The organism is Sutterella wadsworthensis 2_1_59BFAA, assembly GCF_000297775.1.
GTDB classification, from domain to species: domain Bacteria; phylum Pseudomonadota; class Gammaproteobacteria; order Burkholderiales; family Burkholderiaceae_F; genus Sutterella; species Sutterella wadsworthensis_A.
In genome coordinates this window covers 274,352-298,348 of the sequence record NZ_JH815516.1, presented here as the reverse complement: position 1 = coordinate 298,348, position 23,997 = coordinate 274,352, and the positions used below count along the sequence as shown (strand labels likewise).

General features: G+C 62.5%; 27 protein-coding genes and 4 pseudogenes. 13 read left to right on the top strand and 18 right to left on the bottom strand.

Annotated elements, in window-relative coordinates:
• Positions 1-72 precede the first annotated feature (72 nt).
• On the bottom strand, positions 73-303 hold the full coding sequence (locus tag HMPREF9465_RS13915) for a zinc ribbon domain-containing protein (RefSeq protein WP_269208170.1): 231 nt from the start codon (positions 301-303) through the stop codon (positions 73-75).
• A 14-nt stretch (positions 304-317) separates the two neighbouring features.
• Here HMPREF9465_RS13915 and HMPREF9465_RS14035 point away from each other — a divergent pair.
• From HMPREF9465_RS14035 to HMPREF9465_RS07095, 3 genes and pseudogenes are all read left to right on the top strand, one after another.
• Positions 318-440, top strand: a pseudogene (locus HMPREF9465_RS14035) (LysR family transcriptional regulator); the annotation flags it as partial.
• 164 nt (positions 441-604) lie between these two features.
• Positions 605-865, top strand: coding sequence for a hypothetical protein (locus HMPREF9465_RS13700; protein WP_005435483.1), 261 nt, complete (start codon positions 605-607; stop codon positions 863-865).
• 66 nt (positions 866-931) lie between these two features.
• Positions 932-1,117: a hypothetical protein gene (locus tag HMPREF9465_RS07095; RefSeq protein ID WP_038006952.1), complete on the top strand. Its 186-nt coding sequence runs from the start codon at positions 932-934 to the stop codon at positions 1,115-1,117.
• 92 nt (positions 1,118-1,209) lie between these two features.
• Here HMPREF9465_RS07095 and HMPREF9465_RS07090 read toward each other — a convergent pair whose 3' ends face one another.
• Positions 1,210-2,136 (bottom strand): manganese-dependent inorganic pyrophosphatase, encoded by a 927-nt coding sequence (locus tag HMPREF9465_RS07090; protein ID WP_005435481.1) that lies wholly within the window; start codon positions 2,134-2,136, stop codon positions 1,210-1,212.
• A 315-nt stretch (positions 2,137-2,451) separates the two neighbouring features.
• Between HMPREF9465_RS07090 and hmpA the strand changes: the two genes are divergently transcribed.
• From hmpA to HMPREF9465_RS07070, 4 genes and pseudogenes are all read left to right on the top strand, one after another.
• Positions 2,452-3,672 carry an NO-inducible flavohemoprotein gene (gene hmpA / locus HMPREF9465_RS07085; protein ID WP_005435479.1) on the top strand — a complete coding sequence of 407 codons (1,221 nt, stop codon included), beginning with the start codon at positions 2,452-2,454 and terminating at the stop codon, positions 3,670-3,672.
• A gap of 144 nt (positions 3,673-3,816) precedes the next feature.
• A complete protein-coding gene (locus tag HMPREF9465_RS07080) occupies positions 3,817-4,338 on the top strand; it encodes an RrF2 family transcriptional regulator (RefSeq protein WP_005435477.1) in 522 nt (173 codons plus the stop codon).
• Between the two features lie 74 nt (positions 4,339-4,412).
• Positions 4,413-4,640: a hypothetical protein gene (locus HMPREF9465_RS13455; protein ID WP_196793872.1), complete on the top strand. Its 228-nt coding sequence runs from the start codon at positions 4,413-4,415 to the stop codon at positions 4,638-4,640.
• A pseudogene (locus HMPREF9465_RS07070) lies at positions 4,555-5,322 on the top strand (autotransporter domain-containing protein). The gene HMPREF9465_RS13455 and the pseudogene HMPREF9465_RS07070 overlap by 86 nt, the downstream one beginning before the upstream one ends.
• 112 nt (positions 5,323-5,434) lie before the next feature.
• Here the strand turns inward: HMPREF9465_RS07070 and HMPREF9465_RS13695 are convergent.
• The 12 genes and pseudogenes from HMPREF9465_RS13695 to HMPREF9465_RS12410 all read right to left on the bottom strand — a co-directional run bounded on the left by HMPREF9465_RS13695 (position 5,435) and on the right by HMPREF9465_RS12410 (position 11,814).
• Positions 5,435-6,124, bottom strand: coding sequence for a hypothetical protein (locus HMPREF9465_RS13695; RefSeq protein ID WP_005435471.1), 690 nt, complete (start codon positions 6,122-6,124; stop codon positions 5,435-5,437).
• Between the two features lie 44 nt (positions 6,125-6,168).
• Positions 6,169-6,243 (bottom strand): annotated as a pseudogene (locus HMPREF9465_RS14030) (hypothetical protein); the annotation flags it as partial.
• A 66-nt stretch (positions 6,244-6,309) separates the two neighbouring features.
• Positions 6,310-6,705, bottom strand: a complete 396-nt coding sequence (locus tag HMPREF9465_RS12420) for a hypothetical protein (protein ID WP_005435469.1) — start codon at positions 6,703-6,705, stop codon at positions 6,310-6,312.
• A 149-nt stretch (positions 6,706-6,854) separates the two neighbouring features.
• A complete protein-coding gene (locus HMPREF9465_RS07060; protein ID WP_005435468.1) occupies positions 6,855-7,445 on the bottom strand; it encodes an NAD(P)H-dependent oxidoreductase in 591 nt (196 codons plus the stop codon).
• Between the two features lie 212 nt (positions 7,446-7,657).
• Complete coding sequence (locus tag HMPREF9465_RS07055; RefSeq protein WP_038006946.1) at positions 7,658-8,098, bottom strand: hypothetical protein; 441 nt, start codon at positions 8,096-8,098, stop codon at positions 7,658-7,660.
• 33 nt (positions 8,099-8,131) lie between these two features.
• Positions 8,132-8,269, bottom strand: a complete 138-nt coding sequence (locus HMPREF9465_RS13235) for a hypothetical protein (protein ID WP_005435464.1) — start codon at positions 8,267-8,269, stop codon at positions 8,132-8,134.
• Between the two features lie 16 nt (positions 8,270-8,285).
• Positions 8,286-8,648: a hypothetical protein gene (locus HMPREF9465_RS07050; RefSeq protein WP_005435461.1), complete on the bottom strand. Its 363-nt coding sequence runs from the start codon at positions 8,646-8,648 to the stop codon at positions 8,286-8,288.
• On the bottom strand, positions 8,645-8,989 hold the full coding sequence (locus HMPREF9465_RS07045; protein ID WP_005435460.1) for a hypothetical protein: 345 nt from the start codon (positions 8,987-8,989) through the stop codon (positions 8,645-8,647). Before HMPREF9465_RS07045 ends, HMPREF9465_RS07050 begins: the two co-directional genes overlap by 4 nt.
• Positions 8,990-9,252: 263 nt before the next feature.
• Positions 9,253-9,453: pseudogene (locus tag HMPREF9465_RS13230) on the bottom strand (transposase); the annotation flags it as partial.
• Positions 9,454-9,589: 136 nt separating this feature from the next.
• Positions 9,590-10,888 carry an IS256 family transposase gene (locus HMPREF9465_RS07040; protein WP_005433166.1) on the bottom strand — a complete coding sequence of 433 codons (1,299 nt, stop codon included), beginning with the start codon at positions 10,886-10,888 and terminating at the stop codon, positions 9,590-9,592.
• 27 nt (positions 10,889-10,915) lie between these two features.
• Positions 10,916-11,362, bottom strand: a complete 447-nt coding sequence (locus tag HMPREF9465_RS12415) for a transposase (protein WP_051009041.1) — start codon at positions 11,360-11,362, stop codon at positions 10,916-10,918.
• Between the two features lie 35 nt (positions 11,363-11,397).
• The gene (locus tag HMPREF9465_RS12410; protein ID WP_051009040.1) at positions 11,398-11,814 is read right to left on the bottom strand and encodes a transposase; all 417 of its coding nucleotides are present in this window, start codon (positions 11,812-11,814) and stop codon (positions 11,398-11,400) included.
• Between the two features lie 294 nt (positions 11,815-12,108).
• Between HMPREF9465_RS12410 and HMPREF9465_RS07030 the strand changes: the two genes are divergently transcribed.
• Positions 12,109-12,603 carry a pyridoxamine 5'-phosphate oxidase family protein gene (locus tag HMPREF9465_RS07030; RefSeq protein ID WP_005435456.1) on the top strand — a complete coding sequence of 165 codons (495 nt, stop codon included), beginning with the start codon at positions 12,109-12,111 and terminating at the stop codon, positions 12,601-12,603.
• A 13-nt stretch (positions 12,604-12,616) separates the two neighbouring features.
• Here the strand turns inward: HMPREF9465_RS07030 and HMPREF9465_RS12405 are convergent, their stop codons facing one another.
• Positions 12,617-13,936 carry an RluA family pseudouridine synthase gene (locus tag HMPREF9465_RS12405; RefSeq protein WP_005435455.1) on the bottom strand — a complete coding sequence of 440 codons (1,320 nt, stop codon included), beginning with the start codon at positions 13,934-13,936 and terminating at the stop codon, positions 12,617-12,619.
• A gap of 278 nt (positions 13,937-14,214) precedes the next feature.
• Between HMPREF9465_RS12405 and sstT the strand changes: the two genes are divergently transcribed.
• Together sstT and HMPREF9465_RS07015 are read left to right on the top strand one after the other, a co-directional pair.
• Complete coding sequence (gene sstT / locus HMPREF9465_RS07020; protein WP_005435453.1) at positions 14,215-15,483, top strand: serine/threonine transporter SstT; 1,269 nt, start codon at positions 14,215-14,217, stop codon at positions 15,481-15,483.
• Between the two features lie 144 nt (positions 15,484-15,627).
• Positions 15,628-17,079 (top strand): amino acid permease, encoded by a 1,452-nt coding sequence (locus HMPREF9465_RS07015; protein WP_005435452.1) that lies wholly within the window; start codon positions 15,628-15,630, stop codon positions 17,077-17,079.
• A gap of 110 nt (positions 17,080-17,189) precedes the next feature.
• Here HMPREF9465_RS07015 and HMPREF9465_RS07010 read toward each other — a convergent pair whose 3' ends face one another.
• The 3 genes from HMPREF9465_RS07010 to HMPREF9465_RS07000 all read right to left on the bottom strand — a co-directional run bounded on the left by HMPREF9465_RS07010 (position 17,190) and on the right by HMPREF9465_RS07000 (position 21,150).
• Positions 17,190-18,200 (bottom strand): asparaginase, encoded by a 1,011-nt coding sequence (locus HMPREF9465_RS07010; RefSeq protein ID WP_005435451.1) that lies wholly within the window; start codon positions 18,198-18,200, stop codon positions 17,190-17,192.
• A 142-nt stretch (positions 18,201-18,342) separates the two neighbouring features.
• A complete protein-coding gene (gene pepT, locus HMPREF9465_RS07005; RefSeq protein ID WP_005435450.1) occupies positions 18,343-19,587 on the bottom strand; it encodes a peptidase T in 1,245 nt (414 codons plus the stop codon).
• Positions 19,588-19,701: 114 nt separating this feature from the next.
• Positions 19,702-21,150 carry an AbgT family transporter gene (locus HMPREF9465_RS07000; RefSeq protein ID WP_005435449.1) on the bottom strand — a complete coding sequence of 483 codons (1,449 nt, stop codon included), beginning with the start codon at positions 21,148-21,150 and terminating at the stop codon, positions 19,702-19,704.
• 287 nt (positions 21,151-21,437) lie between these two features.
• On the opposite strand from HMPREF9465_RS07000, the gene HMPREF9465_RS06995 reads away from it, so the two are divergent.
• The 3 genes from HMPREF9465_RS06995 to hydE all read left to right on the top strand — a co-directional run bounded on the left by HMPREF9465_RS06995 (position 21,438) and on the right by hydE (position 23,889).
• A complete protein-coding gene (locus HMPREF9465_RS06995) occupies positions 21,438-21,950 on the top strand; it encodes an autotransporter domain-containing protein (protein WP_038006943.1) in 513 nt (170 codons plus the stop codon).
• 191 nt (positions 21,951-22,141) lie between these two features.
• A complete protein-coding gene (locus HMPREF9465_RS06990; RefSeq protein WP_038006940.1) occupies positions 22,142-22,528 on the top strand; it encodes a hypothetical protein in 387 nt (128 codons plus the stop codon).
• 155 nt (positions 22,529-22,683) lie between these two features.
• The gene (hydE, locus tag HMPREF9465_RS06985; RefSeq protein ID WP_005435445.1) at positions 22,684-23,889 is read left to right on the top strand and encodes a [FeFe] hydrogenase H-cluster radical SAM maturase HydE; all 1,206 of its coding nucleotides are present in this window, start codon (positions 22,684-22,686) and stop codon (positions 23,887-23,889) included.
• Positions 23,890-23,997 lie beyond the last annotated feature (108 nt).

Genomic DNA, 23,997 nt, shown 5'->3' with positions numbered 1-23,997 from the left:
ACGGTAAGCCCGGCCGCCTTCATCATCCGGATGCCCTCTTGCTTGATGTTCAGTGAGGCATTGACATCTCGGTCATGATGAACGCCGCAATGCGGGACATGTCCAGTTTCGGGTGGCGAGACTCAGCGTCTCCAACTTATGCCCGCAGGCGGAACATGTCTTCGACGACGCGTAGAAGGTGTCGATCTTCACAATTTGCTGACCTTCCTGATGAGGCCAGCGCCCGCACACGGGCCCGTGCGGGATAATGAAGGGGAGGCGCTTTTCGAAACGCCTCCCGTCTGCACTCACGCCACCTTCCATTTAGGGCCCGATCCATGGACATCCGCCGCCTGAGGACATTTCTCGCCGTCTGCGAAACAGGCAGCCTCTCCCGCGCTGCCGAGCGCCTGCACATCTCGTAGCCTGCGCTCACCCGACGCATACAAGAACTCGAGAGCGAATACGGCGCCGAGCTCTTTGAGGGCGCCGGGAAAGGCATGACGCCGACCGAGGCCGGACTGCTCCTGCAGGTGCGTGCCCGCCAGATCGTGAACCTCGACAATGCCGTTCGGCACGAACTCGAGTCCGCGGGCAAGGGACTCGCGGGCATGGTGCGCATCGGATGCGTCGAGACGAACGCCGCCCGTGCGCTTGCACGCTGGCTAAGGAGCTCCATCCGAGAACCCAAGTCGAGATCTACTCTGCCGACAGCGACGAACTCAAAGCCCATCTCGATGCGGGCACGATCGACGCCGCAGTGCCGCTCGCCCGCGAGACGGCCGTCACCACCGGCATGCTCGAAGGCCTTCCCCTGATGCGCCCGCACCGCCACATTCTGCGCGACGCGTTTGAAGAGTGGTTGGCGAATCCGCCTCACGCATGACGGTGGCGGCTTCATCAATCGTCATCAATTCCCTTCTTAACGCTCGCAGGAGATGCCCGCACGGTGATGCTCGTGGTCAAGGGCGCCTTCGACATGAGGCAGCCCGAGGGACTCGTCTTCATTCCGATCGGTCCTCCACGCACCTCGGAGCAGATTCTTGTCCGTCGCAGAAACGCGGCGCTCTCGAGCGCCGCTGAGGCGTTCTGGGCTCATGCGGCCCGAAGTGCAGGGAGAGACGATTCCGCCGATTGAATTCACCCGATAAGAAAAGCCCCGGGATTCACATGGAATTCGGGGCTTTGTTCGTCAATCAGCCGGCCTTGAGAGGCGGGCGGAAGGCGCAATTACTTGCGGAAGGCGGCTTCGAGGGCCGGCACGACCTGCTTCTTGCGGCTCATGACGCCGTCGAGCCAGAGGTTGGAGCCTTCGACGAAGGTCTTGCCGAAACCTTCGGCGATGCGGGCGGGATCGTCGGAGACCATGAGAAGTTCGGAGCCTTCCTTCATGATGTCCGTGAGGAGCAGAAGGGCGGAGTGACGACCTTCCTCGGACTTGACGGCGGCGAGCTCGGCTTCGAGCGCGGCCTTCATGTCGGCGACGAGGTCAAGGGAGACGAGTTCGAGCTGACCGACGCCGACCTTGCAGCCGTTCATGTTGAAATCCTTGAAGTCGCGGAAGATGAGAGAGCGCGGGGTGCAGCCGGCGACGGCGGACTTGGCGGTGAAGAGCTCCATGCCAAGGGCCTGGATGTCGGCGATGCCGGCGATTGCGGCGAGTTCCGCGGCAGCCTGGCAGTCCATGTCGGTGGTCGTCGGAGACTTGAAGATCACCGTGTCGGAGAGAATGGCGCAGAGCATGGCGCCGGCGATGTTGGCCGGGATTTCAAAGCCCATGTAGTCGTACATGCGCTTGAGGATGGTGTTCGTGCAGCCGGCCGTCCAGATGATGCATTCGAGCGGAGCCGTGGAGGTCACGTCGCCGAGCTTGTGATGGTCGACGATGCCCTTGAGGTTGCACTCATCAATGTCGGCGGGAGCCTGGGCCTTGTCGGAGTAGTCGACGAGGTAGACGTCGCGGCCGGCGACGCTCGTCACGATTTCCGGAGCTTCAAGGCCGAAGCGCTCGAGGATGAAGGCCGTTTCCGGGGCGGGCGTCCCCTGGGCGGCCGGCACGACGTCCAGACCACGCTGCTTGTAGAGATGCGCGCAGGCAATGGCGGAAATGATGCTGTCGGAGTCGGGGTTCTTATGACCAAGAATGAGAGCGGACACTTTGAGGCCTTTCTAAAAAGGGGATGAATAAAAAGTCCGGATATTGTAGCGGACTTTGAGCGGCTCGGGCGGGCTGGTCTCACAGGTCCGGCCCCCTGCCGACGGCGGCCGAGTCTTGCTACGCAAATTCGACGATGCGAACGCGAAGCATTCTCTTACAAAAGGCGACGCGCGCTTCTTGACAATACAGATATTTGAAATATAAGATTTGTTCAACCAACATCGAACGGGCCCGTGACGATGTCAGTCCGCATCCGCCGCCAGGCGAGATGCGCTTCACCGACAAGAATTCCATTGCAACTGGGAGACCAATCCATGCTGACACCCCGACAGATCGAACAAGTCAAGGCCACCGTGCCGGTACTTCGTGAACACGGCGTTTTGCTCACAACGCACTTCTACCGCCGCATGCTCGAAGGAAATCCCGAACTTCGGAACATTTTCAACCAGGCTCATCAGGCCCGCGGACGTCAGCAGAAGGCACTGGCTGAAGCCGTCCTCGCCTACGCAGAAAACATCGAAAATCCGGCCGTGCTTCTGCCCGCGGTCAAGTTCATCGCCTCGAAGCACGCAACGGTCGGCATCCGCGCCGAGCACTATCCGATTGTCGGCCGGCATCTTCTGGCCTCCATCAGGGAGGTTCTCGGAGAAGCGGCCTCCGATGAACTCCTCGAAGCATGGGGTGCCGCATACGGGCAGCTCGCCGACCTGATGATCGAAGTCGAGAGTGGCATCTACGAGGCTCAGGCGAACGCCGACGGCGGCTGGTCTGGCTGGCGCCCCTTCATCGTCTCGAGACGCGTCGAAGAGACGCCCGACGTCGTGAGCCTTTACCTGACGCCTGCAGATGGCGGGAAGGTGCCTGTCTGGAAGCCCGGCCAGTTCGTGTCGGTGCGCGCCTATCTGCCCGAATTGAAGCTCGTCCAACCGCGCCAGTATTCGCTCTCGGCGGCACCGGAGGACCGGAGCCAGCTCCGCATTTCCGTCAAGCGCATTGCCGCCGCGGGCGATGCCCCCGCCGGCCTCATGTCCAATCATCTGCACAAGTGCCTCAAGGCCGGCGACACCATCGACGTCTCGGCACCCGCCGGCGAATTCCATCTTGCCGAAGGTACGAATCCGGTGTTCCTCGCCGGAGCCGGCATCGGCGTCACTCCGATTTTCGCCATGCTCGAATCGATCGCACGAAACACGCCCGAGCGTCAGGTGACCTTCGTTCAGGTTGCCCGCACGGCGTCTGAACTCGTCTTCGTGAATGAGGTTCGTGAGGCTGCCGGCAAGCTGAAGAACGCGAAGCTGCTTGCATTCGTGACACAGCCTGCCGAAGCCGACACGACCATCAAGTGTCCGTGCGTTAAGCTCGGTGCCCGTCCGAGCGTGGAGGACATCAGGGCGCTTGCACCGGAGGCCGACGTCGACGCCTATCTCTGCGGCCCGGGCGACTTCATGTCAGGGATGCGCGCCGCTCTCGAAGCTGCTGGCGTTCCGGCACGGCAGATCCACGCTGAAGTGTTCGGAACGGGCAGCGAGGCCTGATCCGAATTCTGCGGACCGCTTTCGATCCCTTTAAGGGATCGGGAGCCGTCCAGGCGAAGGCCATGGACGCTGCCGTCCATCGAGTATGATACGGGAATCTCCTCACGGAAATTCCCGTTTTCTCATCCTTTCTCCGAACGGACCATGCACCTGAAGCGATTTACCGACCTTGGCCTGAGAATTCTGATGCACCTTGCCAACGAGGCCGACCCCGAGACGCCCCATTCGGTGCCGGAGCTCTCGAGATTCCTCTGCTGGAACCAGAATCTGGTCATCAAGACCGCAAATGCCATGGTCAAGGCCGGGTGGCTTTCCGCCGTTCGCGGCCGGCACGGCGGGCTCAGGCTGGCCTGCAAACCTGAAGACCTGCGAATCGGCGACGTCGTGCGCACACTCGAAGACAATGACATGCTCGTCGACTGCAACGAGCCGCCCTGTCCCTTTGCCGGCAGATGCGTGCTGATCGATGCGCTCGCCAGAGCCCGGGAAGCCTTCTACAAGGAACTCAACCAATACACGCTCGCCGATCTCCGCCGCAGCGGGCCGGGGAAGGGCGTTTCGAACCTGATGTGCTCGAGGGCGCAAACCATTTCCGACGAGCCGGCCGACAACCCGGGCGGGTCAGAACACCGGATGGAACAGGCCTCAGTCAGGCAGCAAGCATGAGGCGCCGGATGCGCATGCCGGAAGATTCGAACATTCTTCATTCGTCCGGCACGGGCCACCGCGAGACTGGCGCAATGAAAGTCACGCTCAAGGGCGGCTCCACCCTTGACTTCGATGCGAGGACGGCCGACAGTACCACCGTGGCGGTCACGACCGAGGCGAAGAATGCGGGCAAGGTCACGATCGGCGCAAACGCCACGCTCACTGGCGACAAGGTTGTGGACTCGTGTCTGCACGGGCAGGTGCGAGTACGGCAGACGCAGCATCGAGAGCGAATACACGGCGTTCCAGTTCGGCTATGACCGCCAGATTCAACCCGGTCTCCGGGCGGGCGGCGCACTTTCCTACAGGGACGGCTCGAACGACATCGCCTCGGGCAAAGGGGACAGTTCCATCGCGGCCTTCACGAGCTAGGCCACGAAGCTCTTCGACAACGGCGCCTTCCTCGACGGCACCTTCAAGTTCGGCCGCACCGACAATGAGTTCGACATCGCGTCCGAAGCCGGCCGCGCCAAGGGCGACTACGATGCGTACATGTTCTCGTTCTCGATCGAGGCGGGCCATCGCTTCCATCCTGTCGCGGGCTTCTTCGTCGAGCCTCAGGTCGAATTCATGTACGGCCGAGTCGAGAGCGTCGACTACACGACGTCCGCGGGCTACACCGTGAAGCTGGACGCCGCCGAATCGTTCATCGGCCGTGCGGGCTTCATGACCGGCATGGATCTGCCCAACGACCGCGGCAACGTCTACGTCCGCGCCTCTGTTCTGCACGACTGGAAGGGTGACGCCGACTACACGTACGCCTGGAAGGGCGAATCGCGCAGCCTCACCGAGGAACTCGGCGGCACGTGGTATGAATACGGCCTCGGCGCCAACTTCAACGCCTCGAAGAATCTGCACTTCTATGCAGACGTCGAGGCTGCCGACGGCGGCGAAGTCGACACCGACTACCGCGTGAACCTCGGCGCACGTTGGAGCTTCTGATCAGCCATCTCAATCCCGGCTGATTGAGATGCAGCAAGAGAGGCCGGCTTTCTTCGGGAGGCTGGCCTCGTTTTGTTCCTGATCAGCAGGGAGTCTGCGCCGTCGGAGTTCGTCAGGCGTCACCTCTCCTGTTTGTGGAGAGAAGGAGCTCGACGGACAACCTCAGCGCGGGAATCGCGGTGAAATCGCCTTCCGGATCGAAACTCGAGGTATGCAGACCCGCGCGGCCCCTAGAGCCGTAGTGGAAACACCCTGCGACGCCGCCGTCCTTCGTGACGGCATTCATCCAGAGTGTGGAGTCGTCGGAGCCGCGGGTGCGGTCCTCGGTGATGACGACGTCGGGAAGGCGCTTTGCGCACTCGACGATCATCTCGACGGCCGTCGGGTTGGGAAGAAGGGCCTCGGCTCGGCCCGCGACCTCAATCCCCGCCGTCACGCCCGCGAGCATGGCGGCCGACTCAACCGCTCGCCTCACGCCCGCCGACATGAAGTCCGCCACCGCCTGAATGGCGCCGCGCACTTCGACGCACATCCGTGCCTTCTCCGCGTCGGCCTCGAGCGTGCCCACGCAGATGCGGCTCGCGCCCTCGGAATGTCTGGGAATCGCCTGCATGGCGAGCGTCGCATGAGCGGCAGCCGTCACGGCCGTGCCGAATTCAGAGGAGCCGTGGAAGCTGATGTCGATCTTTTCCGTCGCAAGGAAGCCGCCCGCGCTCGCGAAGATCTCATTCTCATGAATGCTGGTCGTGATGTGCTGGGTCCAGAGATAGTCGGCGCCTCGGGCGAGGCCCCTGGCGACCATGGCTTTGCGCCGCGTACGCCTTCTTCGGCGGGCTGGAAGACGAAGCGGATGCGTCCGCAGAGTGCATCCCGGTTTGCCGTCACCCAGCGGGCGAGCGTGAGGCCGGTGGCCGCGTGCATGTCATGGCCGCAGGAATGCATGAGGCCGGGACGCTCGGACGCAAAGCCGAGGTCAACGGGCAGGCGTCAGAGCTCGAGTGACTCGGAGACGCACACGCAGTCGATTTCGAAGCGAAAGACGGTGAGGGGACCGGGACGCCCCGTGTCGATCGTGGTGGCCGCGCCCGTCCAGCCGTCGAGCGAAGTGAGAAACGCTTCGGGCACGCCCGCCTCAAGTGCGCGCCTCTGCGCGGCCTCGACCTTGGCAGCATCTCGCCCCATCACGGCCTCGGGCTCGATGAGATCCGCACCCGTCACGACCTCGCAGCCCATGGCCTTCAGAGCCGAGACCACGGTCCAGGTCGACTCGAACTCGGTCCAGCCTTCTTCGGGACGCCTGTGCAGGCGCCTGCGGCAGTCGGTGAAGAAGGGGAGGTCGTCCGCGATGTCGCGAAGATCGCGGGAGTGGCGGGTGTCGGTCATGTCGGGCCCTGTCGTGGTTCGCGTGTGCAACGAGGATACGTCATTTTTGAGCGATAGGCTTATCAATCCGACGCCGACGAACAAAACGCGACCGGTCCTCTCGGACGGTCCCGTCGCGGGCGTTCTCGAGCGCATATGCGCCCTGAGGATCATCCGAAGCAGCGGATGAGGTGCGCCTTGAAGCGCTCGAGGTCGGCCTCGATGGTCGGGTTCTTGAGGACGTCGTTGGCGATGAAGGACGGGAGCGGCCTCATGCCGAGGAATTCAAAGGTCTTGTGCATGGGAAAGAGCAAGCCGTCGATGCCTTTGGCTTCGAAGAACTGCATGGGCTCGTTGAAGGCCTCGAGCGGTGCGTTCCAGGTGCTCGAGAGCATGTAGGTCTTCTGCGTGTTGCGCCCGCCCGTGCCGTAGAGCGCGGTGCGGTCAGTGCGCGAGCGTCCGTCGCCCGAGGCGATTTCGGGACGCGTGAAGACAAGGTCCTCCCAGCGCTTGACCTGCCATGGCTGGCCCATCCACCAGCCCGCGAACTGCATGATGATCGCGTCGGCCTCCACGACCTTCGCGGCCTCTTCGGCGGGATCGAAGTCGCGATCGACCGTCGTGACCTCGACGCTGTGGCCGAGGCCGCGGAGCACTTCGGCGGCGAATTCAGAATAGTGCATATTGAGCGTGCCGCCGTGACCGTTGAAGGTCGCAGCGCCGTTGACGATGAGAATCTTCTTCGGGCTTGTTGTCGTCATGATTGTTTTTCCTCCATGGCGCTCCAACGAGAAACGCCTTTATTGAACGAGCGGGCGGGACGCCAGCCGTCATGAGGAAAAATTGTACGCCGACGCATCAGCGTCAATGCGCCACTACTTAAATCCCGATCGGGGCTTCTTTTCTAAACTACTCGCACGTACGCGGGAAAAGGGCATCAGCCCGTATCAGTGGCTTTTCTCGAGCGCGTGCCTCACGGCCTCGGTCGCGGCCCTGCGGCCGGAATAGACGGACCAGCCGAGCGAATTGCCCGTGGTCCAGACGGCGTGGTTGCCAGGCCCCAGGCTTCCGACGGAGACGCCTGCGGCGAAGAGTCCCGGGATGGGGTTCCGCGAGTGTCGAGGACCTCGAAGCCGTCTGTGATGGCAAGTCCGCCCTTGGCCTCATACTTGAACGGGAAGAGGCGGGAGGCGTAGAAGGTGGGGCCCTTGAGCGGATGCAACCATCGGGCGGGCTTTCCGAACTCGTCGTCGCGCCATGAGCAGGCGGCCCTGTTGTAGGCGAGGACGGTTTCGGGCGAGATGTGCTCGATGGCGGCAAAACGGGAGAGCCAGCTCTCGTGCCTGTCGCCCTTGAGAAGGACGGTGCCGGAAGGCTGCGCCCCCGAGGCGGTCTGCACGCCTTCCTGAATCACGCTTCCAGCTTCGACGAGGACGTCCTTTGCGCTCTACTCAGTTGCCTGAAGCGCGGCGGCAAGACCTGCGTGGCCGCTGCCCACCACGACGAGGTCGGCCTCAACGGTTTCGGCGCAGACGAGGGGACTGGTGGCGAGGGCACTGAGCAGTGCGACGGCGGTCTTCTTCATGGGACCTCGGAAAAAATCAGTGGTTTGGACGGTGCTCGCGCACCTTGACGATCTCGCGCTCGACGAGGAGCGTGCCGCCCGCCATGCGCTGGACGACGCGCAGGTCGACGACGAGGATGTCGCCCGCGACGATCCTGCTGTTGAAGGCATCGTCCTTCATGACGGCCGTGAACGAATGGTGTTCGCCGAGCGAAACGCGGATTCTGCGGCCCGAAGCTACGAGCTCGAAGGCCCTGTTTTGAGAGAAACACAGAACGGCGTCGACGCCCGGCGTCGAGAGCGAGGCCGCCACGCGCGAGCAGGCCGCGCCGCACTCGGCGTCGCGAAAGCCGATCCAGGCGCCGCCCGAAACGGCAAGACGCCTGTCGCCCGCCGTCACTTCACCCCCCCCCCGATCGCGGGATTGAACGCAAAGGCAGCGTCCGTGCCGCCCTCGAGCCACTTCTTGAGGGCAAGGATCTCGACGAGACAGTCGGCGAGACAGGCGATCTGGTTCTCGAACGTGCGCCAGACCAAGAGGCCGAGCTCGAAGCGTCCGCCTTCGGCCTTCGTGACGGAAAGACCCGCCTCGACGCCGTCGGGATTGACCAGACGGTTGAGGAACCTGAGCGCGTCGCTCAGCGCGAGAAGCGACGGCGCAAGACGGTCCGTGCAGAGGGTTCCGTCCGAGACGGACGGTCCGGTGAATTCGACGACAAGGACGGCGTGGCTCTCCGGCATCCCGCAACTCCAGAATGAAACCTAAGGAAGCTCTTCAAAACCCCCATCTCTGAACGATGGGGGAAGCAGATTTGTTTAAACGAGTGACTTTTGACCAGGTGTTGAAAAGCGTCGGGAGTTCCCGTGAACGTTAGTCGTTCGATTTTTCCGAATAATGCTGAAACAACTCGACATTTGCCTAAAAATTGGGCAAATTACGTTTTCTAGAGTCGGCAAGGCCCCATGGCATTCGAGACGAAGCGCGCACCAGAGTTTCGGGGTAATCAGCAAGGTAGCCTTGGCGGAGCGCACCATTTGCGCAAGCGGTTGCAGTTGTAAAGTGCGAGCAACGTTACCGCTTGACTGTGATTTTTCGCCAACCCTCGATAACGAACCTTGGCATAGCCATAAATCCTCTTCAGCCAGAGGAAGCACCACTCAATCGAGCATCGTACCGATGCTTTTGCATGTTCCAGTTGCCGCTTTACGTGGGAGTGTCAGGATTTCTGTGTCTGGGGAGGTTATTCCAGGGGCAGCCCAACGAGGCTGCCCTTTGTTTTTTGTGATGCAGTATGCCAGACCTGATGCGATAGCGCGGGTAGTCTAATCATACCCCTTGTCTTACTCCATGGCACCTGTAAAGCGCTCGCCAAACAGCAGAGCGAACTGAGGCATGGCAGCAGACCACCTGGCTGTAGCACGCTTCCAGGAGGTCGTGAAATTCATGATAGCCAGGTAGATCAGCTTCCGGGCTGCGTCCTCACTAGGGAATAGAGTGCGCGTCTTGATCACCTTCCTGACAGCGCGGTTTAGCCCTTCAATCGCATTGGTCGTATAGATCAGTGTACGGATCTCTGGCGGGAACTGGAAGAACGGGATCACTTGCGCCCAGGCGCGTTCCCAGATCTGGATGATGGCTGGATACTTCTTGCCCATGTCCGTGCTTCCAAAACGCTCCAGAGCGCGTTCTGCAGCGTCGGCATCCACTGCCTGGTAGATGGGCTTCAGCTCCTTGCATACGGCCGCCCTGTCCTTCTGAGAGACGAATGAGGTGGATGCGCGGATAAGGTGGACGATGCAGGTCTGGTGGAGGGTCTGCGGATACACGGTTTCAAGAGCCTCCGTCATGCCCTTCAGGCCGTCCGTAACGGCGATGAGGATGTCCTCCACGCCTCGGGCCTTGAGCCCGTTGAACACGCTCGCCCAGAAGCTTGCGCCCTCGTTCTCGGCGATCCACATGCCCAGAACCTCACGCGTACCGTCCGTGCGAACACCAATCCCGAGATGAACAGCCATGTTCTTTACGGCTGCGCCGCTGCGGATTTTGACTCGAAGGGCGTCGAAGAAAGCGACGGGATACACACTTGCGAGCGGGCGATTCTGCCACTCCCGGACGTCCTCAAGCACTCTGTCAGTAACCTTGCTGACGTAGTCGGGGCTGATGTCCACCCCGTAGAGGTTGTCGATGAAGGCCTGGATGTCACGGGTGCTCATGCCCCTGGCGTACATGGCGATGATCTGCTCGTCCATCTTGCCGAACGAGCGGCTGTGCTTGGGCACGATGATCGGGTCGAAAGTGTTCTGTCGGTCGCGCGGAACGCTCAGCGGCAGAGGACCAAACTCGGTCTTCAGGGTCTTGTGGCTAAAGCCGTTGCGCTTGTTGGAAAGCTGGGGAAGCTCGTCAGCGGCGACCTCTTCAGGAGGCGTTTCAGTGGGCTGACAGCCTGTGAGATGGGCATCCATTTCTCCCTGCAGCATGGCTTCGACGAAGCGTTGGGAGAAGGTACGGACGGCCTCGGAGAAGGCTTCGGGGCCCAGCGGGCGGCCCGATGCTCGAAGCTCGGAAACGTACTGGTCGATATGGTTATCGAGGGGGTTGGTGGACTTCTTACGAGAATTGCGTTTGGTATTCGTGTTCATTGGATGCACCCGATTGGCGGGCTCCGATTATCCCATGGACACAAAATTTCTGACGCTCTCCTTTACGTTCACGCATTCGACGAGCGCTTGACCAAGTTCGCCTCCAAAGTTCTCACTGATTGACAATTCCTTCTTCCATGCGCTCGGCCTGGCAGCAATGTACCATGACACGTCCTTGAAAGGAATCGCCCGAATTTCAGCACGCTTGTGGCAACCAATGTAGCCGGAATCAAGGAAGACCTTCTTCTCAAGCCCCTTCAGAAGGTCGCCCAGATGAGTAATGTCATGTTCATTAGCCGGTGCGGCGACCGTGCCATAGATGATCCCGGATTCAGAGCAGGCGGCAATGTGCTCCTTCATCCCGAAATGCCAGGTGTTGGCCTTCTTGCCCGAAGCCATCTCAGGATCTCGAGCGTGAGCCTTGTTCTTCGTTGACGACGGCGCTTCGATAAAGGTGCCGTCAGCCGCCACCATATCAAAAGAACAGGCTCCGGCCTCTGCTGCCAGATTTACCGTGCGCTCGGAGATTTCTGCGCCAACCCATGTTGTTCAATGAAATGCCGGAAGCGCAGTATCGTCGAATCTGAGATGAAAAGACGAGTGCTGGACACGCGGCAGAAGTTGCGAGCCACCATATCGCTCGTCAAATATGACTCCATCTCTGGATCAGACAGGTTGAGAGAGACCTGAAGCAGGTGAACCCGAACCATCGTTTCAAGGCGCGTATACGGCCTTCCTTGTTGAACCGTCTCGCCGGCTTTGATGTGGTAGTGAGGCAGGCATAGTTGGATCAATTCGTTGATTACATCATCTGTCAAGCGATCCATGGCATTCACGCGGCGATCAGCATGAGCCCGACGAACATGTAGGAACTTTTCAGCGTCAATGTCTGCAAAGCTCAATTGACCATTAAACAACTCTTCCATAGCGTTACAAGATCGTAAGCATCAATACAATAGGGCTATACTATTTTGATGGCAAAATACACCATTTTTTTGACGTCGCAAAGAAAAACCGAACGGAACAATTTTGTTCAATTCGGCTTGGGAACAGGGGTTTTTGAAGAGCTTCCCTAAAAACGAACCTAATTATAGAGAGAGAGGACTGTACGTGAACCTCGACGAGAGGCGATTTCGCGAAGCGTACGAAAATGCGCGGGAAGGGCACTCAGGTCGCAGTTAGAATGACGGTACACGCGTCCACCATGAGGAAATCCGACCATGCATCACGCCAACCCGCATCCCATGCGCCGCCCAGACCGCGCGGCCTCCGAGGACTTTGCCCGCCGCACCGCGAACGAGGCTCCCTACGGCACGCTCGTGACGGCGTCCGCCTCAGCCGAACCGTACGGCACGCCCGTCTCGCCAGTCATCGAGGACGATAAGATCTACTTTCACGCGGCGACAGGTGCAGGTCGAAAGTTCGAGAACCTCACCTCAAACCCGCGCTGCTCGATGGTCTTCGTCAGCATGACCGAGCCCGACGAACCGGCCTTTTCGATGAACTACCGCACTGCGGTCTTCGAGGGGCGCGCGACGCTCGTCACGGACGAAATCGAGAAGATGCACGCGCTCTGGCTCATCGGCGCGCGCTGGGCTGGAAGCCAGCCCATTGCGAAGAGGCGTGCCTACATCGAGGGCGACATGGCCCGCTGCGACGTCTGGCGCATCGACGTCGACGTCATCTCCGGGAAGACCCGCGAGATGAGGCGCTGAACGGAGCCTTTTCTCAGAACTTCGGGAACGCCTCGGCCGCCTCGAAGTGCACGGGAATGCCCGTCGTCGGGTGAGGAATCGTGAGCTCGGCCGCATGGAGGCAGAGTCGCGAGGTCTTCTCCTCGGCGAGGATGCCGCGGCTGCCGTAAAAGCTGTCGCCGTCGATCGGAAGGCCGATGCCTGCAGCGTGCGCGCAGTGCACGCGCAGCTGGTGCGTGCGGCCCGTCTCGGGCCAGAGGCTCACGAGGGCCTTGCGCCTGCCGTCGGGCATCGTCTCGACGCGCAGAAGCTCCCAGTCGGTGGCGGCGGGCTTGCCGCCCTCGGCTTCGGAGAGCACGCACTGGCGCGGACGATCAAGCCTGTTGAGGGCGAGCGGAAGCTCGATCCTGCCCGACATCTGCTCGGGGACGCCCTCGAGCCTCGCCACGTAGCGCTTCATCGCAAGTCCCTCGCGAAAGCTCTCCTGAAGCGCCTTCTCGGCCCTGAGGCTTCTCGCAAAGAGCAGAACCCCCGAGGTGTCCATGTCGAGCCTGTGCACGATGCGCAGCGGCCCGAACTGCTTTTCAAGAATCTCCTTGGCGGAGGTCGTCTCCCTCACGCCCGGCACCGAGGCGAGCCTCGTCGGCTTGTCGATCACGACGATGTCGTCATCGATATAAAGCACCGGAAGGGTCTCAAAATCCTCTTCGGACGCGATGGCCGACACGGGTGCGGCGGGGAGGCCTTCGACGAGACGCTCGTAGAGCCACTTCGCGGCGGCCCTCGGCGGGTAGAAGGTCCCGTCAAATCGTATTTCGTGCGCGGGCGTCGGGCCGCACCACCATTCGGCAAGCCCGATGATCCTCGCGTTCCCCGAGATCCGCCCCCGGACGGCGGCTTCGTTTCGTGCCGCAACGAGCGCCACGATGGGGCTCGTGAGCGCATCCGTCACCGCCATGCGCCAGCCCGCCTTTCTGGCCTCGAGCTCTCGCCCGCCCTGCATTTCGGGCAGATCGGGGTAGGGCTCGAACATCGCCTTGAGAAAGTCCCTCACCGTAAACCTCACGCCGCGTCCGTCGACGAGCGTGCGCTCGGGCACCTCGTCCCTCGACATCCCGGGCCAGAGCGCCGCCGCCCTGAGGGTCGACCAGTCGCGGCCTTCGCCGCCCGCACCGCACAAGGCCCGGCTCACGGGCTCGAAGGCATGCTCGGCATGCATGCCCGCCTCATCCTCGAAGACAAGCACGCCCGCACGTCCTGTGAAGCCCTCGGGAACGGGAACGAGGCGCGCCCGAGCGACGAGCTCGGGCGAAGGCGGGGTGCCGAACGGGGAGGGAAAGAGGATTTCGTGCATGGCTCAAGCCTTCATCGATTGTGGGACGAATGTCAGGATTCTACGGAATCCTCGGCGAACCGCGGAAAATGAGACATGTTAGGCGGTAACATCTAGGGGTTTTTACGGATTTCGTTCGTGTTTTGCGTGTGCGCGAACGCCGAAGGCGGGGAGCGCGCGCTATAGTTTTTTCCTTTCCCTCGTCCGATGCGGCGTCAGACCGCAGGATCGAGGGCCGCGCGGGTGCGTCTGACGCCCGTTCTCGGACCCCCACCATCACACAGGAGCAGCTTTCCATCATGACCAAGCGTCTTAGCCGCGTCTTCCGGTTTGCCGAGCCGATCGTTCACGGCTCGCTCATCCGGCAGATTCTCGTCGCGCTCGTTCTGGGCGCCGCGCTCGCCTTCGTCTGGCCCACGGCCGCGAAGGACGTCGGCATTCTCGGCGAGATCTTCGTGACGGCCCTCAAGGGCGTCGCCCCCGTCCTCGTCTTCGTGCTCGTGACGAGCGCGATTGCGAATTCGTCCATGTCCACCGAGATGCACATCCGTCCGGTGATCGCGCTCTATCTGGCGTCGACCTTCGGTGCGGCCATGGCCTCGGTTGCCGTGAGCTTCATGTTCCCGACGACGATCACGCTCACGGGGGCCGCGCAGTCCTCAGCGGCGCCCGGCGAAATCTCCCAAGTGCTCACGCAGCTCCTTCTCAACGTGGTCGACAATCCCGTGCGCGCCATTGCGAACGCGAACTACATCGGCATCCTCTCCTGGGCGGTGGCCGTGGGCATGATCCTGAGGAAGTCCCGCGAGGAGACCCGCATCGTGCTGGGCGACGCCTCGTCGGCCGTCTCCTCGATCGTGCAGATCGTGATCCGCTTTGCGCCGATCGGCATCTTCGGCCTCGTGTCCCACACGCTCGCCACGGAAGGCTTCCAGGTGATGCTCGAGTACGCGCAGCTTCTTCTCGTGCTGCTCGGCGCCATGGCCTTCGTCGCGCTTGTGCTCAATCCCTTCATCGTCTGGGTCGCCACGCACGACAATCCGTACCCGCTCACCTTCATGGTGCTGCGCGAGTCGGGCGTCTCCGCCTTCTTCACGCGCTCGTCGGCCGCGAACATTCCGGTCAACATGGACATCTGCCGGCGCCTGAAGCTGCCCGAATCCACGTATGCGATCTCGATTCCCGTGGGCTCCACGATCAACATGGCGGGCGCCGCCGTCACGATCACGGTGATCACGCTCTCGGCCGCGCACTCGCTCGGCATCCAGGTCGACATGTTCTCGGCGATCTTCCTCTCCGTCATCGCGAGCGTCTGCGCCGCGGGCACCTCGGGCGTTCCCGGCGGCTCGCTCATGCTGATCCCGCTCGCCTGCGGCCTCTTCGGCATCGACCAGGACACCGCCATGCAGGTCGTGGCCGTGGGCTTCATCATCAGCGTCCTGCAGGACTCGACCGAAACGGGCCTCAACTCCTCCTCCGACGTCCTCTTCACGATCGCCGCCTGCTACCGCGCCGACCGAATCAGGGCCGAGCAGGAGGCCGCGAAAAACAACTGCGGCAATAACTGAGAATATCTGTAAAATACGATGGTTTGCCTAGGGGCGGTCAGTCGAAACCGCCCCAGGGGCAACGCCAGACATTCCGGCGCGGACGGTCGCCTTACGCCGTCCGCGCCTTTTTGCAACCCACATTTTCCCTAGGCATTCCCACACATGACCGAAGCCGACCTGACACCCAAGGCGCCGCTCGTACGCGAGGACGAGCACCCCCAATTTGAAAGAACCATGAAGGCCCGTCACCTGATCATGCTGTCCCTGGGCGGCGTGATCGGGACGGGCCTTTTCTTCAACACGGGCTTCGTGATCGGCCAGACGGGCGCCTTCGGCACCGTCGTCGCCTATCTGATCGGCGCGCTCGTCGTCTACCTTGTCATGCTCTCGATGGGCGAACTGTGCGTCGCGATGCCGCAGACGGGAAGCTTCCACCTCTACGCCACGACCTTCATCGGTCCGCGCACGGGCTTCACGGTCGCGTGGCTCTACTGGGTGACCTGCACGGTGAGCGTCGGCACGTCGCTCACGGGCGCGGGGCTCGCGATGCAGTACTGGTTCCCGAACGTCGACGTCTGGATATGGTGTCTGTTCTACTGCCTCCTGATTCTGGCGATGAACGTCTTCACGACGAAGTTCTTCGCCGAGGGCGAATTCATCTTCTCGCTCATCAAGGTGATCACGATCCAGGTCTTCATCATCGCGGGCGGCCTCGCCGTCTTCGGCGTCATTCCGCTCTCCGACGGCTCTCCCGCGCCTTACTTCAGCAACCTCACCGAAGGTGGCCTCTTCCCGAAGGGCCTGCTGCCGCTGCTCACGACGATGATCGCCGTCAACTTCGCTTTCTCGGGCACCGAACTCATCGGTGTCGCTGCAGGTGAAACGCAGAATCCCGAGAAGGTCATTCCGATGGCCGTGCGCACGACCGTCGTGCGCCTCGTGCTCTTCTTCATCGGCACGATCGTGATCCTCGCCGCGCTTCTTCCGATGGAGGAGGCCTCGATCCTCAAGAGCCCGTTCGTGACGGTCTTCGAGCGCATCGGCATTCCGTACGCCGCCGACCTCTTCAACTTCGTGATCCTCACGGCCGTCATCTCGGCCGCGAACTCGAACCTCTACGCCGCGGGCCGCATGATCTGGGCCCTCGCACACGACGGCATGCTGCCCGCCTGGGCCTCGAAGCGCACGAAGCGCGGCCTTCCGGTCAACGCCATCATGCTCTCCATGCTCGGCGGTTGGCTCGCTCTCTTCACCTCGGTCTTCGCCGCCGATACGGTCTTCGTGGTCCTCACCGCCATCGTCGGCTTCTCCGTCGTCGCCGTCTGGATTGCCATCAGCGTCGCGCACATCGGCTTTCGCAGGCAGCTCAAGGCCGAAGGCAAGTCCGCCTCCGACCTCGCCTGGCACTCGCCGCTCTTTCCCGTCGTGCCCGTCCTCGCGATCATCCTCTGCTCGGTCGCCTTCATCGGGCTTCTCTTCGACCCTGAGCAGCGACTCGCGCTCTACTTCGGCGTTCCCTTCGCCGCAGCCTGCATGATCCTCTATCCCGTCATCGCACGCCGCCGCGACGCCCGCCGCGAGGCCGCACGCCTCGCCGAAGCCGGCAGGCACTGACACCCTGAAGCCTCTCTGAACACAAACGGCCCCGCTCATGACAGGATGAGCGGGGCCGTTTGCTTTTGGCATTCAGGACCCGTCAGGGCCCTGTTTCCACCTCAAGGCTTTCAGAACGTCCTGAAGGCGAGGGCGGGATCGACGCCGCAGGCGAGCGAGAGCTGCGCGAGCACACGGGCCTTCTGCGGGTTGAGCGTCCCTGCAGGCACGAAGCCCGCATCCTGCCACTTGGCGAGTCCCTCGACGGTCATGCCGCTCGGGGTTCTCGAAGCGCGCACGACGAGTACGCCGTGAGCGGCAGCCTCCATGAGGGCGCCTTCCGCCTTCTCGTGAATCGAGCCGTTGCCGGTCCCCGCATGCACGATTGCACGGGCGCCTGCAGCCATGGCCGAACGAACCATCACGCCGTCGTCGTCGACGTGCGAATACACGATGTCGACGCGGGGCAGGGCGCCGTCGGCCGCAACCCGGGCTTCGAGCGCCTCAAGCGTGAAGGGCGTGGCGGCCCCATGGGCCTTTTCGGACCTCGCGATCCACTCGATGTGCGTGCCCGCGATCATGCCGAGCATGCCAAGATCCGGCCCCCTGAAGGTGGCGACATTGGTGGGATGGGTCTTCGTGGCGTCACGCGCGGAGACGATCACGTCGTTGAGCGCGATGAGCACGCCCCGGCCCGCAGCCTTCGGATCGGACGCGATGCGAACGGCGTTGAGAAGGTTGAGGGGCCCCTCGGCCGAAAGGGCCGTGGCGGGACGCATCGCGCCCGTGAGCACGACGGGCTTTTCGCTCTTCACCACCAGATTGAGGAAGAACGCGGTCTCCTCCATGGTGTCGGTGCCGTGCGTAATCACGACACCCGAGACGTCCTCGCGGCGAAGAGCCTCCTCGACCGCGTTCGCGAGCTTCAACCAGAGCTCCGAAGTCATCGAGCTCGAGTCGATGTTCGAGACCCGGGCGGCCTCGACGTCGGCCACGTCGGCCAGCATCGGAACGGCCGAGAGCAGGTCCTCGACGCCGAGCCCCTGAATGCTGTAGCCCGTCATCTGCGTGGCGGACGCGCCCGAACTGACGATGGTGCCGCCCGTGGCGAGAATCACGACCTTGGATGCGCAATGCGGCATGGTGTCTCCTTTGTCTTTTGTCTTGAAGATGGGTTTGTCTGTTTTTTCAATGATCCCAACAGCATACATCGCCGCCGGACAAAAAAGGCCCTCCCGCCGCCGGCGAAAGGACCTTTTCCTCCGTTAAATTCCCGTCAGGGTCTTATTTCCCTGCCGTAAGCCTAACGAGTTCGAGCGTCATCTCGAGCGACTTGTGCAGGCTCGGGAGCGGGAGGAACTCGGCATAGCTGTGGAAGTTGCACGCGCCCGTGAAGTAGTTGGGCGTGACGAGGCCCTTGGCGGAGAGGGCGGAGCCGTCCGTGCCGCCGCGCATGGCGATAGTGTTGGTGGTGATGCCGAGGTTGTCGGCAGCCTTGTAGAGGAGCTCCACCGGCGAGCGGTCGTCGCCGAGGCTGTCGGCGATGTTGGAGTAGACGTCGACGAGTTCGGCCTCGATGACGGCGCGCGGATGCTGTGCGCGCACGGCCTCGACCGCCTCAAGCACGAAGGCCTTGCGGGAATCGTAGCGGCTGCGGTCGAAGTCGCGGATGTTCATCGTGAGGCGGCACTCGGCAGCGTTGGCTTCGCAGTCGGTGAACCACCAGTAGCCTTCCTTGCCCTCGGTCTGCTCGGGCGTCTGCAGGCGGTCGAACCTGTTGATGAGGTCGGTCGCAACGAGGAGCGGATTGACAAGCACGCCCTTGGCGCTCATCGGATGCGCCGTCACGCCCTTGATGCGGATCGAGACCGAGCAGGCGTTGAAGGTCTCCCAGACGATTTCGCCAAGCGCGCAGCAGTCGATCGTGTAGGCGAAGTCGACCTTGAACTTCTTGAGGTCAAGGAGCTTGGAGCCGCAAAGACCGATCTCTTCATCGGGCACGAAGGCGACGCGGATGTCGCCGTGCGGACGGTTTTCCCTCGTCACGACGGCGAGCATCGTCATCACGTTCGCAACGGCCGCCTTGTTGTCGGCACCGAGCACGCTCGTGCCGTCCGTAAAGACGATGTCCTGACCCGCATATGCGGCAAGTTCCGGATGCTCCTCGAGACGCACCCAAATGTCCTTTTGGGCATTGAGGAGAACGTCCCCGCCTTCGTAGTGAATCACCTGCGCCTTCACGTCGGGCGAGAGGCTCACGGGCACCGTGTCGAGATGCGCGACCCAGCCCACGGCGGGAGCGCCCTCGACGTTGGCGGGCAGAAGCGCCGTCAGGATGGCGTGTTCGTTCAGTTCGATCTCGACGAGCCCGAGCGCCTCAAGTTCGCGGGCGAGAAGCTTCGCGAGCTCGCGCTGGCCCTCGGAGCTCGGCACGCGGCCGGCCTTCGGGTCGCTCTCGGAGGAGACGGCGACGTAGCGCAGGAAGTTGTCTCTGAGTTCGTCGACATAGGGAAGGTGGATGTCTGTCATGACGACGGTCCTTTTTTCTTGGATTGCAGAAAAATCGGTTTTGCATGAGAAACCCCGCCGGGAGCCGAAAGGGAGGCGTCCTCGACGGGGTGCGGGCAGGGCGCGGTGCGCCTCTTACTTCACGGGCGGGTAGACGTAGCCCGAATCGAAGCCGATCGGGATGCCGATGCCCCAGAAGGCGTAGAGCACGAAGGTAAGCGCGACGAGGAGCGCGAGGGTGTAGGGGATCATCATCGAGCTCAGAGTGCCGACGCCCGCCTGCTTGCAGTACTTCTGGCAGTACATGATGAGGAGCGGATAGAACGGGAACATCGGGGTGCAGACGTTCACGGCCGAGTCGGACACGCGGAAGGCGGCCTGGGTGAGCTCAGGCGAGATGCCGAGCATCATCAGCATCGGGACGAAGATGGTCGAAAGGATCGCCCACTTGGAGGTCGCCGAGGTGATGAGAAGGTTGAGCATGCCGGTGAAGATGATGATGCCCAGCAGCGAGCCCGCCGACGGCATTCCGAGGTCCTTGAGGAACTCGGCGCCCGAGATGGCGAGCAGCGTGCCGATGCCAGACTTGCCGAAGACGTAGAGGAACTGGGCGGCGAAGAAGGCGAACACCATGAAGCCGAGCAGCATCTTCATGACCTCTTCCATCGACTTGATCACGTCGGACGAGGACTTGAAGGTGCCTGCGGCGTAGCCGTAGACGATGCCGGGGAGCGAGAAGAAGATGAAGATGAGCGGAACGATGGCCTGCATGACGGGGGCCTTCGGGCTCGTGAGGGAGCCGTCGGGCGCGCGCAGCATGGAGCCTTCGGGCCAGCAGAGCACGAAGAGCAGGGCGGCGAGGCCGAGGAAGACCGTGCAGGCCTTGCGGTAGGCGCTGTTCTCAAGGGCGCTCACGGGCGTGATCCTGAGGTCGGGATCGTTCTCGAGGCCCTTGTCGAGCGGCATCGTGGCCCAGAGGCGCGGCTCGACGATCTTGTCGGTCACGTACCAGCAGGCGGCGATCACGAAGAAGGTGCCGCCGAGCGCGAAGAAGTAGTTGCAGAGCACGTTCACCGAGTAGGACGCATCGAGCGTCTGGGCGGCGGCCTGGGTGAAGGACTGCATGACGGGGTCGATCACGGACGGCGTGTAGGAGGCCGTGAAGCCGCCCGAGAGACCGGCGAACGAGCAGGCCACGCCCGCGAGCGGATGACGGCCCGCACAATAGAACATCAGGGCTGCAAGCGGCATGAGGATCACGTACACCGAGTCGCTCGCCACATGGCAGAGGATCGAGACGATCACGACGGCCGGCGTGAGCGCGGCGCGCGGGATGTAGCTCATCAGCTTCCTGAGAAGCGTGTGGATGAAGCCCGATCCCTCGGCGATGCCGATGCCGAGCGTCGCCACGAGCGTGATGCCCAGCGGCGGGAAGCCCATGAAGTTCTTCACGGAATTTACGACCAGTTCAAGCAGGTTCGCGGGGGCGAGCATGTTCGTCACGGCGATCACGGCACCCGTGGACGGATGCCTGTAGTCGAACGAGACGTAGGAGAGCGCGAGCGAGATCACGAGCGTGATCACGAGGCCCAAATGAAGAGCATCGTGATGTGCGGCAGCTTGTTGCCTGCCGCCTCAATGGCGTTGAGGAAGCGGTTGAGGCTTCCTGCAGCTTGCGGGGGAGTGGGATTCATTTGTAGTCCTTGAGGATGGAAGGACGGCCTCCGTCAGGCAGAGACCGAAGGCTCTATTGTACGGAAAATCCCGAATTCGGTTTTTCGGCCCACAAAGCCTGTGCGACCGACGTCCCCAATTGCCAGTGATGATGGAGATGATTCATGGCCGACATGCCGCAATTGCAACGGAAACACATGACGTCAGCCTCAGCGCGAGCGTGGCGAAAAAGAAATACAATAGCGTCAGAAACGCATGTCCCCCAGACGTTTTCTTTTGCTCGCGCCGCTTTCAAGCCCGCCGAGCGTCTCTTCGTCGAACCTCAGGCCGCGCTCACCTGGGCCTGGGTCGAAGGCGACGACTTCCGTGCGGGCCGCAGCTTCACGGTTCACCAGGACGACTATCAGAGCCTGATCGGACGCGTGGGCGTGCGCGCGGGCCTTGAGTTCCCGAACGAGAAGAGCACCTTCTACGCCCGTGTTTCGGGCGCCTGGGAGATGATGGGCGAGGACGAATACCATGCCGTCGCCGACGCGGGCAGGGTCGAGTCCTTCCGCACCGAACTTGACGGCGGTTGGAGCGAGTACGCCGTCGGCGCGAACTTCAAGCTCGCACCCAACGCCTTCGTCTGGGCTGACCTTGAAAAGATCGCGGGCGGAGACATCCGTGAAAACTACCGCTACACCATCAGCGCACGCCGGGTCTGGTAAGGCGCCTGAGGGGACTGTAATCCCTTGACGCTCGCCGGAAACACCCCGCCGGTCCTCACGGGCCGGCGGGTTCGTCTTTGGACGACGGGGCTTCAGCGTCGGATAATCGAAGGCGTGCATAATCGATTGAATGATGGAGGCAGTGCCTCCCGGACATCCGCGTCCGGCGCCTCCAGGCAAGACCAACCCAATTGAAGAGGAAGAAAAAGAAGATGTCCATCCTGCGCACCGCCGCCGCGCTTGCAGCCGCCCTTACGCTTTCCACCGCCTTCGCCGCGCCGCCTCCCGAGGTGGTCGAGCTTGAGGGCCAGTGGCGCGGCCGCCTCTGCACGGCCGAGGGCAATCCCACGAAGACGAATCTGAGCATCGACAAGTACGGCTGCTTCGTGCTCTTCCAGACCGACGTCAACGGCGCCGCCCAGTCCGCCGGCACCGTCACGGTGAAGGAAGGCGTCATGACCCTCGTCGACGCCAAGACCGGCCCCTACATGGTGCTCAAGGTCTCCGACGACGGCCGCCTCGTGCAGGACGTCCGCGGCAAGCTCCCGAAGAACTGCTGCTACCTCAAGCGCCGCTGATCCATCAGCCCCGCCTCATTCGAAGCCCCGTCCGCTCCGCGCTCGGGGCTTTTGCACTTTCAGTGTGCGGCGCACGCGCCGCCCCCTCCATCGGGAGTATTTCGCCAGCCGTCCCGATCGTGCATAATGTGCCTCTCATACTAGGAGCAACCCCAATGTCCATCGAGCAGACGCGTGAAATCCTCTCCCATGAAGAACTGTCGGACGCCGACATCGTTCATCTTCTCGGCCTCACGGATCCCGAGGAGTGCGAGCTCCTGCGCAAGACCGCCTACGACAGGACGACGGAGCTGATGGGCAGCTTCGTGTACTACCGCGGCCTCATCGAGTTTTCGAACATCTGCACGGCGAGCTGCCGCTACTGCGGCATTCGTCGCGAGAACCACGACGTCGAGCGCTACACGATGTCGAAGGAGGAGATCGTCGCGGCCGCGAAATGGGCCGCCGATCAGGGCTACGGCTCGATCTGCCTTCAGTCGGGCGAGCGCCGCGACGAGAAGTACATCGCCTTCGTCGAATCGTGCCTTGAGGCGATCCACGAGGCCACGGTCTCGGAGAAGCTCCCCGACGGCGTGGGCGTGACGCTCTCGCTCGGCGAGCAGACGATCGAGACCTACCGCCGTCTCGCAAAGGCCTCGGGCAATCCCTCGAATCTCAGGTACCTCGCCAGATTCGAGACCTCGAACCCCGAGCTCTTCAAGGTCCTTCACGGCGCCCGCGGCGACCATGAGAAGGAGCTTCAGAACCGCTTCCGCATGCTTCGCGACCTTCGCGAGGCGGGCTATCAGGTGGGCACGGGCGTCATGATCGGCATTCCCGGCCAGTCGCTCGAGGACCTCTGCCGCGACATCCGCACCTTCCAGCAGTTCGACGTCGACATGATCGGCATGGGCCCCTACCTCATGAGCGAGGGCGGGGAGCTTCAGGAATACGGCCAGATGGAGCCCAAGGCGCTCCTTCAGCTTGCCCTCAACATGATCGCCGTCACGCGCCTCGTGCTCGGCCCCGTCAACATCGCCGCCGCCACGGCCCTTCAGGCCATCCGCGACGACGGCCGCGAGCTCGGCGTCTCCTACGGCGCCAACGTCGTGATGCCCAACCTCTCGCCACAGCAGTACCGCGAGGGCTACCAGCTCTACGACAACAAGCCCTGCCTTGACGACGAGCCCACCCAGTGCGCCTCCTGCCTCGAAAACCGTCTGCGCCCTATCGGCCGCAGCGTCGGCTGGAACATGAGCGGAAGCTCCCGCAGGTGGCTGCGCCGCAACGGCCGCCCCGACGAGGCCGTACCCGAGGGCCTGCGTACCAAGACCCTCGAAGGCCGCAGGATCATCCCCATCGCTGCGGGAAAAGTTGCGTGAAAACAACACCTGCCCGAAATCCCGCCGCGGCTCCCCGTGTTCCCGGCCTCCGGCAAAGCCCCGCCCCGAGCGGGGCTTTTTTCACCCCTACGTTCCTCATCCACAGGG

Excerpts from the sequence above, each read along its gene's own strand:
- HMPREF9465_RS13915 (WP_269208170.1), bottom strand. The coding sequence starts at position 303 with ATGGAAGGTGGCGTGAGTGCAGACGGGAGGCGTTTCGAAAAGCGCCTC.
- HMPREF9465_RS13700 (WP_005435483.1), top strand. The coding sequence starts at position 605 with ATGCGTCGAGACGAACGCCGCCCGTGCGCTTGCACGCTGGCTAAGGAG.
- HMPREF9465_RS07095 (WP_038006952.1), top strand. The coding sequence starts at position 932 with ATGCTCGTGGTCAAGGGCGCCTTCGACATGAGGCAGCCCGAGGGACTC.
- hmpA (WP_005435479.1), top strand. The coding sequence starts at position 2,452 with ATGCTGACACCCCGACAGATCGAACAAGTCAAGGCCACCGTGCCGGTA.
- HMPREF9465_RS07080 (WP_005435477.1), top strand. The coding sequence starts at position 3,817 with ATGCACCTGAAGCGATTTACCGACCTTGGCCTGAGAATTCTGATGCAC.
- HMPREF9465_RS13455 (WP_196793872.1), top strand. The coding sequence starts at position 4,413 with ATGAAAGTCACGCTCAAGGGCGGCTCCACCCTTGACTTCGATGCGAGG.
- HMPREF9465_RS13695 (WP_005435471.1), bottom strand. The coding sequence starts at position 6,124 with ATGGTCGCCAGGGGCCTCGCCCGAGGCGCCGACTATCTCTGGACCCAG.
- HMPREF9465_RS12420 (WP_005435469.1), bottom strand. The coding sequence starts at position 6,705 with ATGACCGACACCCGCCACTCCCGCGATCTTCGCGACATCGCGGACGAC.
- HMPREF9465_RS07060 (WP_005435468.1), bottom strand. The coding sequence starts at position 7,445 with ATGACGACAACAAGCCCGAAGAAGATTCTCATCGTCAACGGCGCTGCG.
- HMPREF9465_RS13235 (WP_005435464.1), bottom strand. The coding sequence starts at position 8,269 with ATGAAGAAGACCGCCGTCGCACTGCTCAGTGCCCTCGCCACCAGTCCC.
- HMPREF9465_RS07045 (WP_005435460.1), bottom strand. The coding sequence starts at position 8,989 with ATGCCGGAGAGCCACGCCGTCCTTGTCGTCGAATTCACCGGACCGTCC.
- HMPREF9465_RS07040 (WP_005433166.1), bottom strand. The coding sequence starts at position 10,888 with ATGAACACGAATACCAAACGCAATTCTCGTAAGAAGTCCACCAACCCC.
- HMPREF9465_RS12415 (WP_051009041.1), bottom strand. The coding sequence starts at position 11,362 with ATGGTGGCGGCTGACGGCACCTTTATCGAAGCGCCGTCGTCAACGAAG.
- HMPREF9465_RS12410 (WP_051009040.1), bottom strand. The coding sequence starts at position 11,814 with ATGGAAGAGTTGTTTAATGGTCAATTGAGCTTTGCAGACATTGACGCT.
- HMPREF9465_RS07030 (WP_005435456.1), top strand. The coding sequence starts at position 12,109 with ATGCATCACGCCAACCCGCATCCCATGCGCCGCCCAGACCGCGCGGCC.
- HMPREF9465_RS12405 (WP_005435455.1), bottom strand. The coding sequence starts at position 13,936 with ATGCACGAAATCCTCTTTCCCTCCCCGTTCGGCACCCCGCCTTCGCCC.
- sstT (WP_005435453.1), top strand. The coding sequence starts at position 14,215 with ATGACCAAGCGTCTTAGCCGCGTCTTCCGGTTTGCCGAGCCGATCGTT.
- HMPREF9465_RS07015 (WP_005435452.1), top strand. The coding sequence starts at position 15,628 with ATGACCGAAGCCGACCTGACACCCAAGGCGCCGCTCGTACGCGAGGAC.
- HMPREF9465_RS07010 (WP_005435451.1), bottom strand. The coding sequence starts at position 18,200 with ATGCCGCATTGCGCATCCAAGGTCGTGATTCTCGCCACGGGCGGCACC.
- pepT (WP_005435450.1), bottom strand. The coding sequence starts at position 19,587 with ATGACAGACATCCACCTTCCCTATGTCGACGAACTCAGAGACAACTTC.
- HMPREF9465_RS06995 (WP_038006943.1), top strand. The coding sequence starts at position 21,438 with ATGACGTCAGCCTCAGCGCGAGCGTGGCGAAAAAGAAATACAATAGCG.
- hydE (WP_005435445.1), top strand. The coding sequence starts at position 22,684 with ATGTCCATCGAGCAGACGCGTGAAATCCTCTCCCATGAAGAACTGTCG.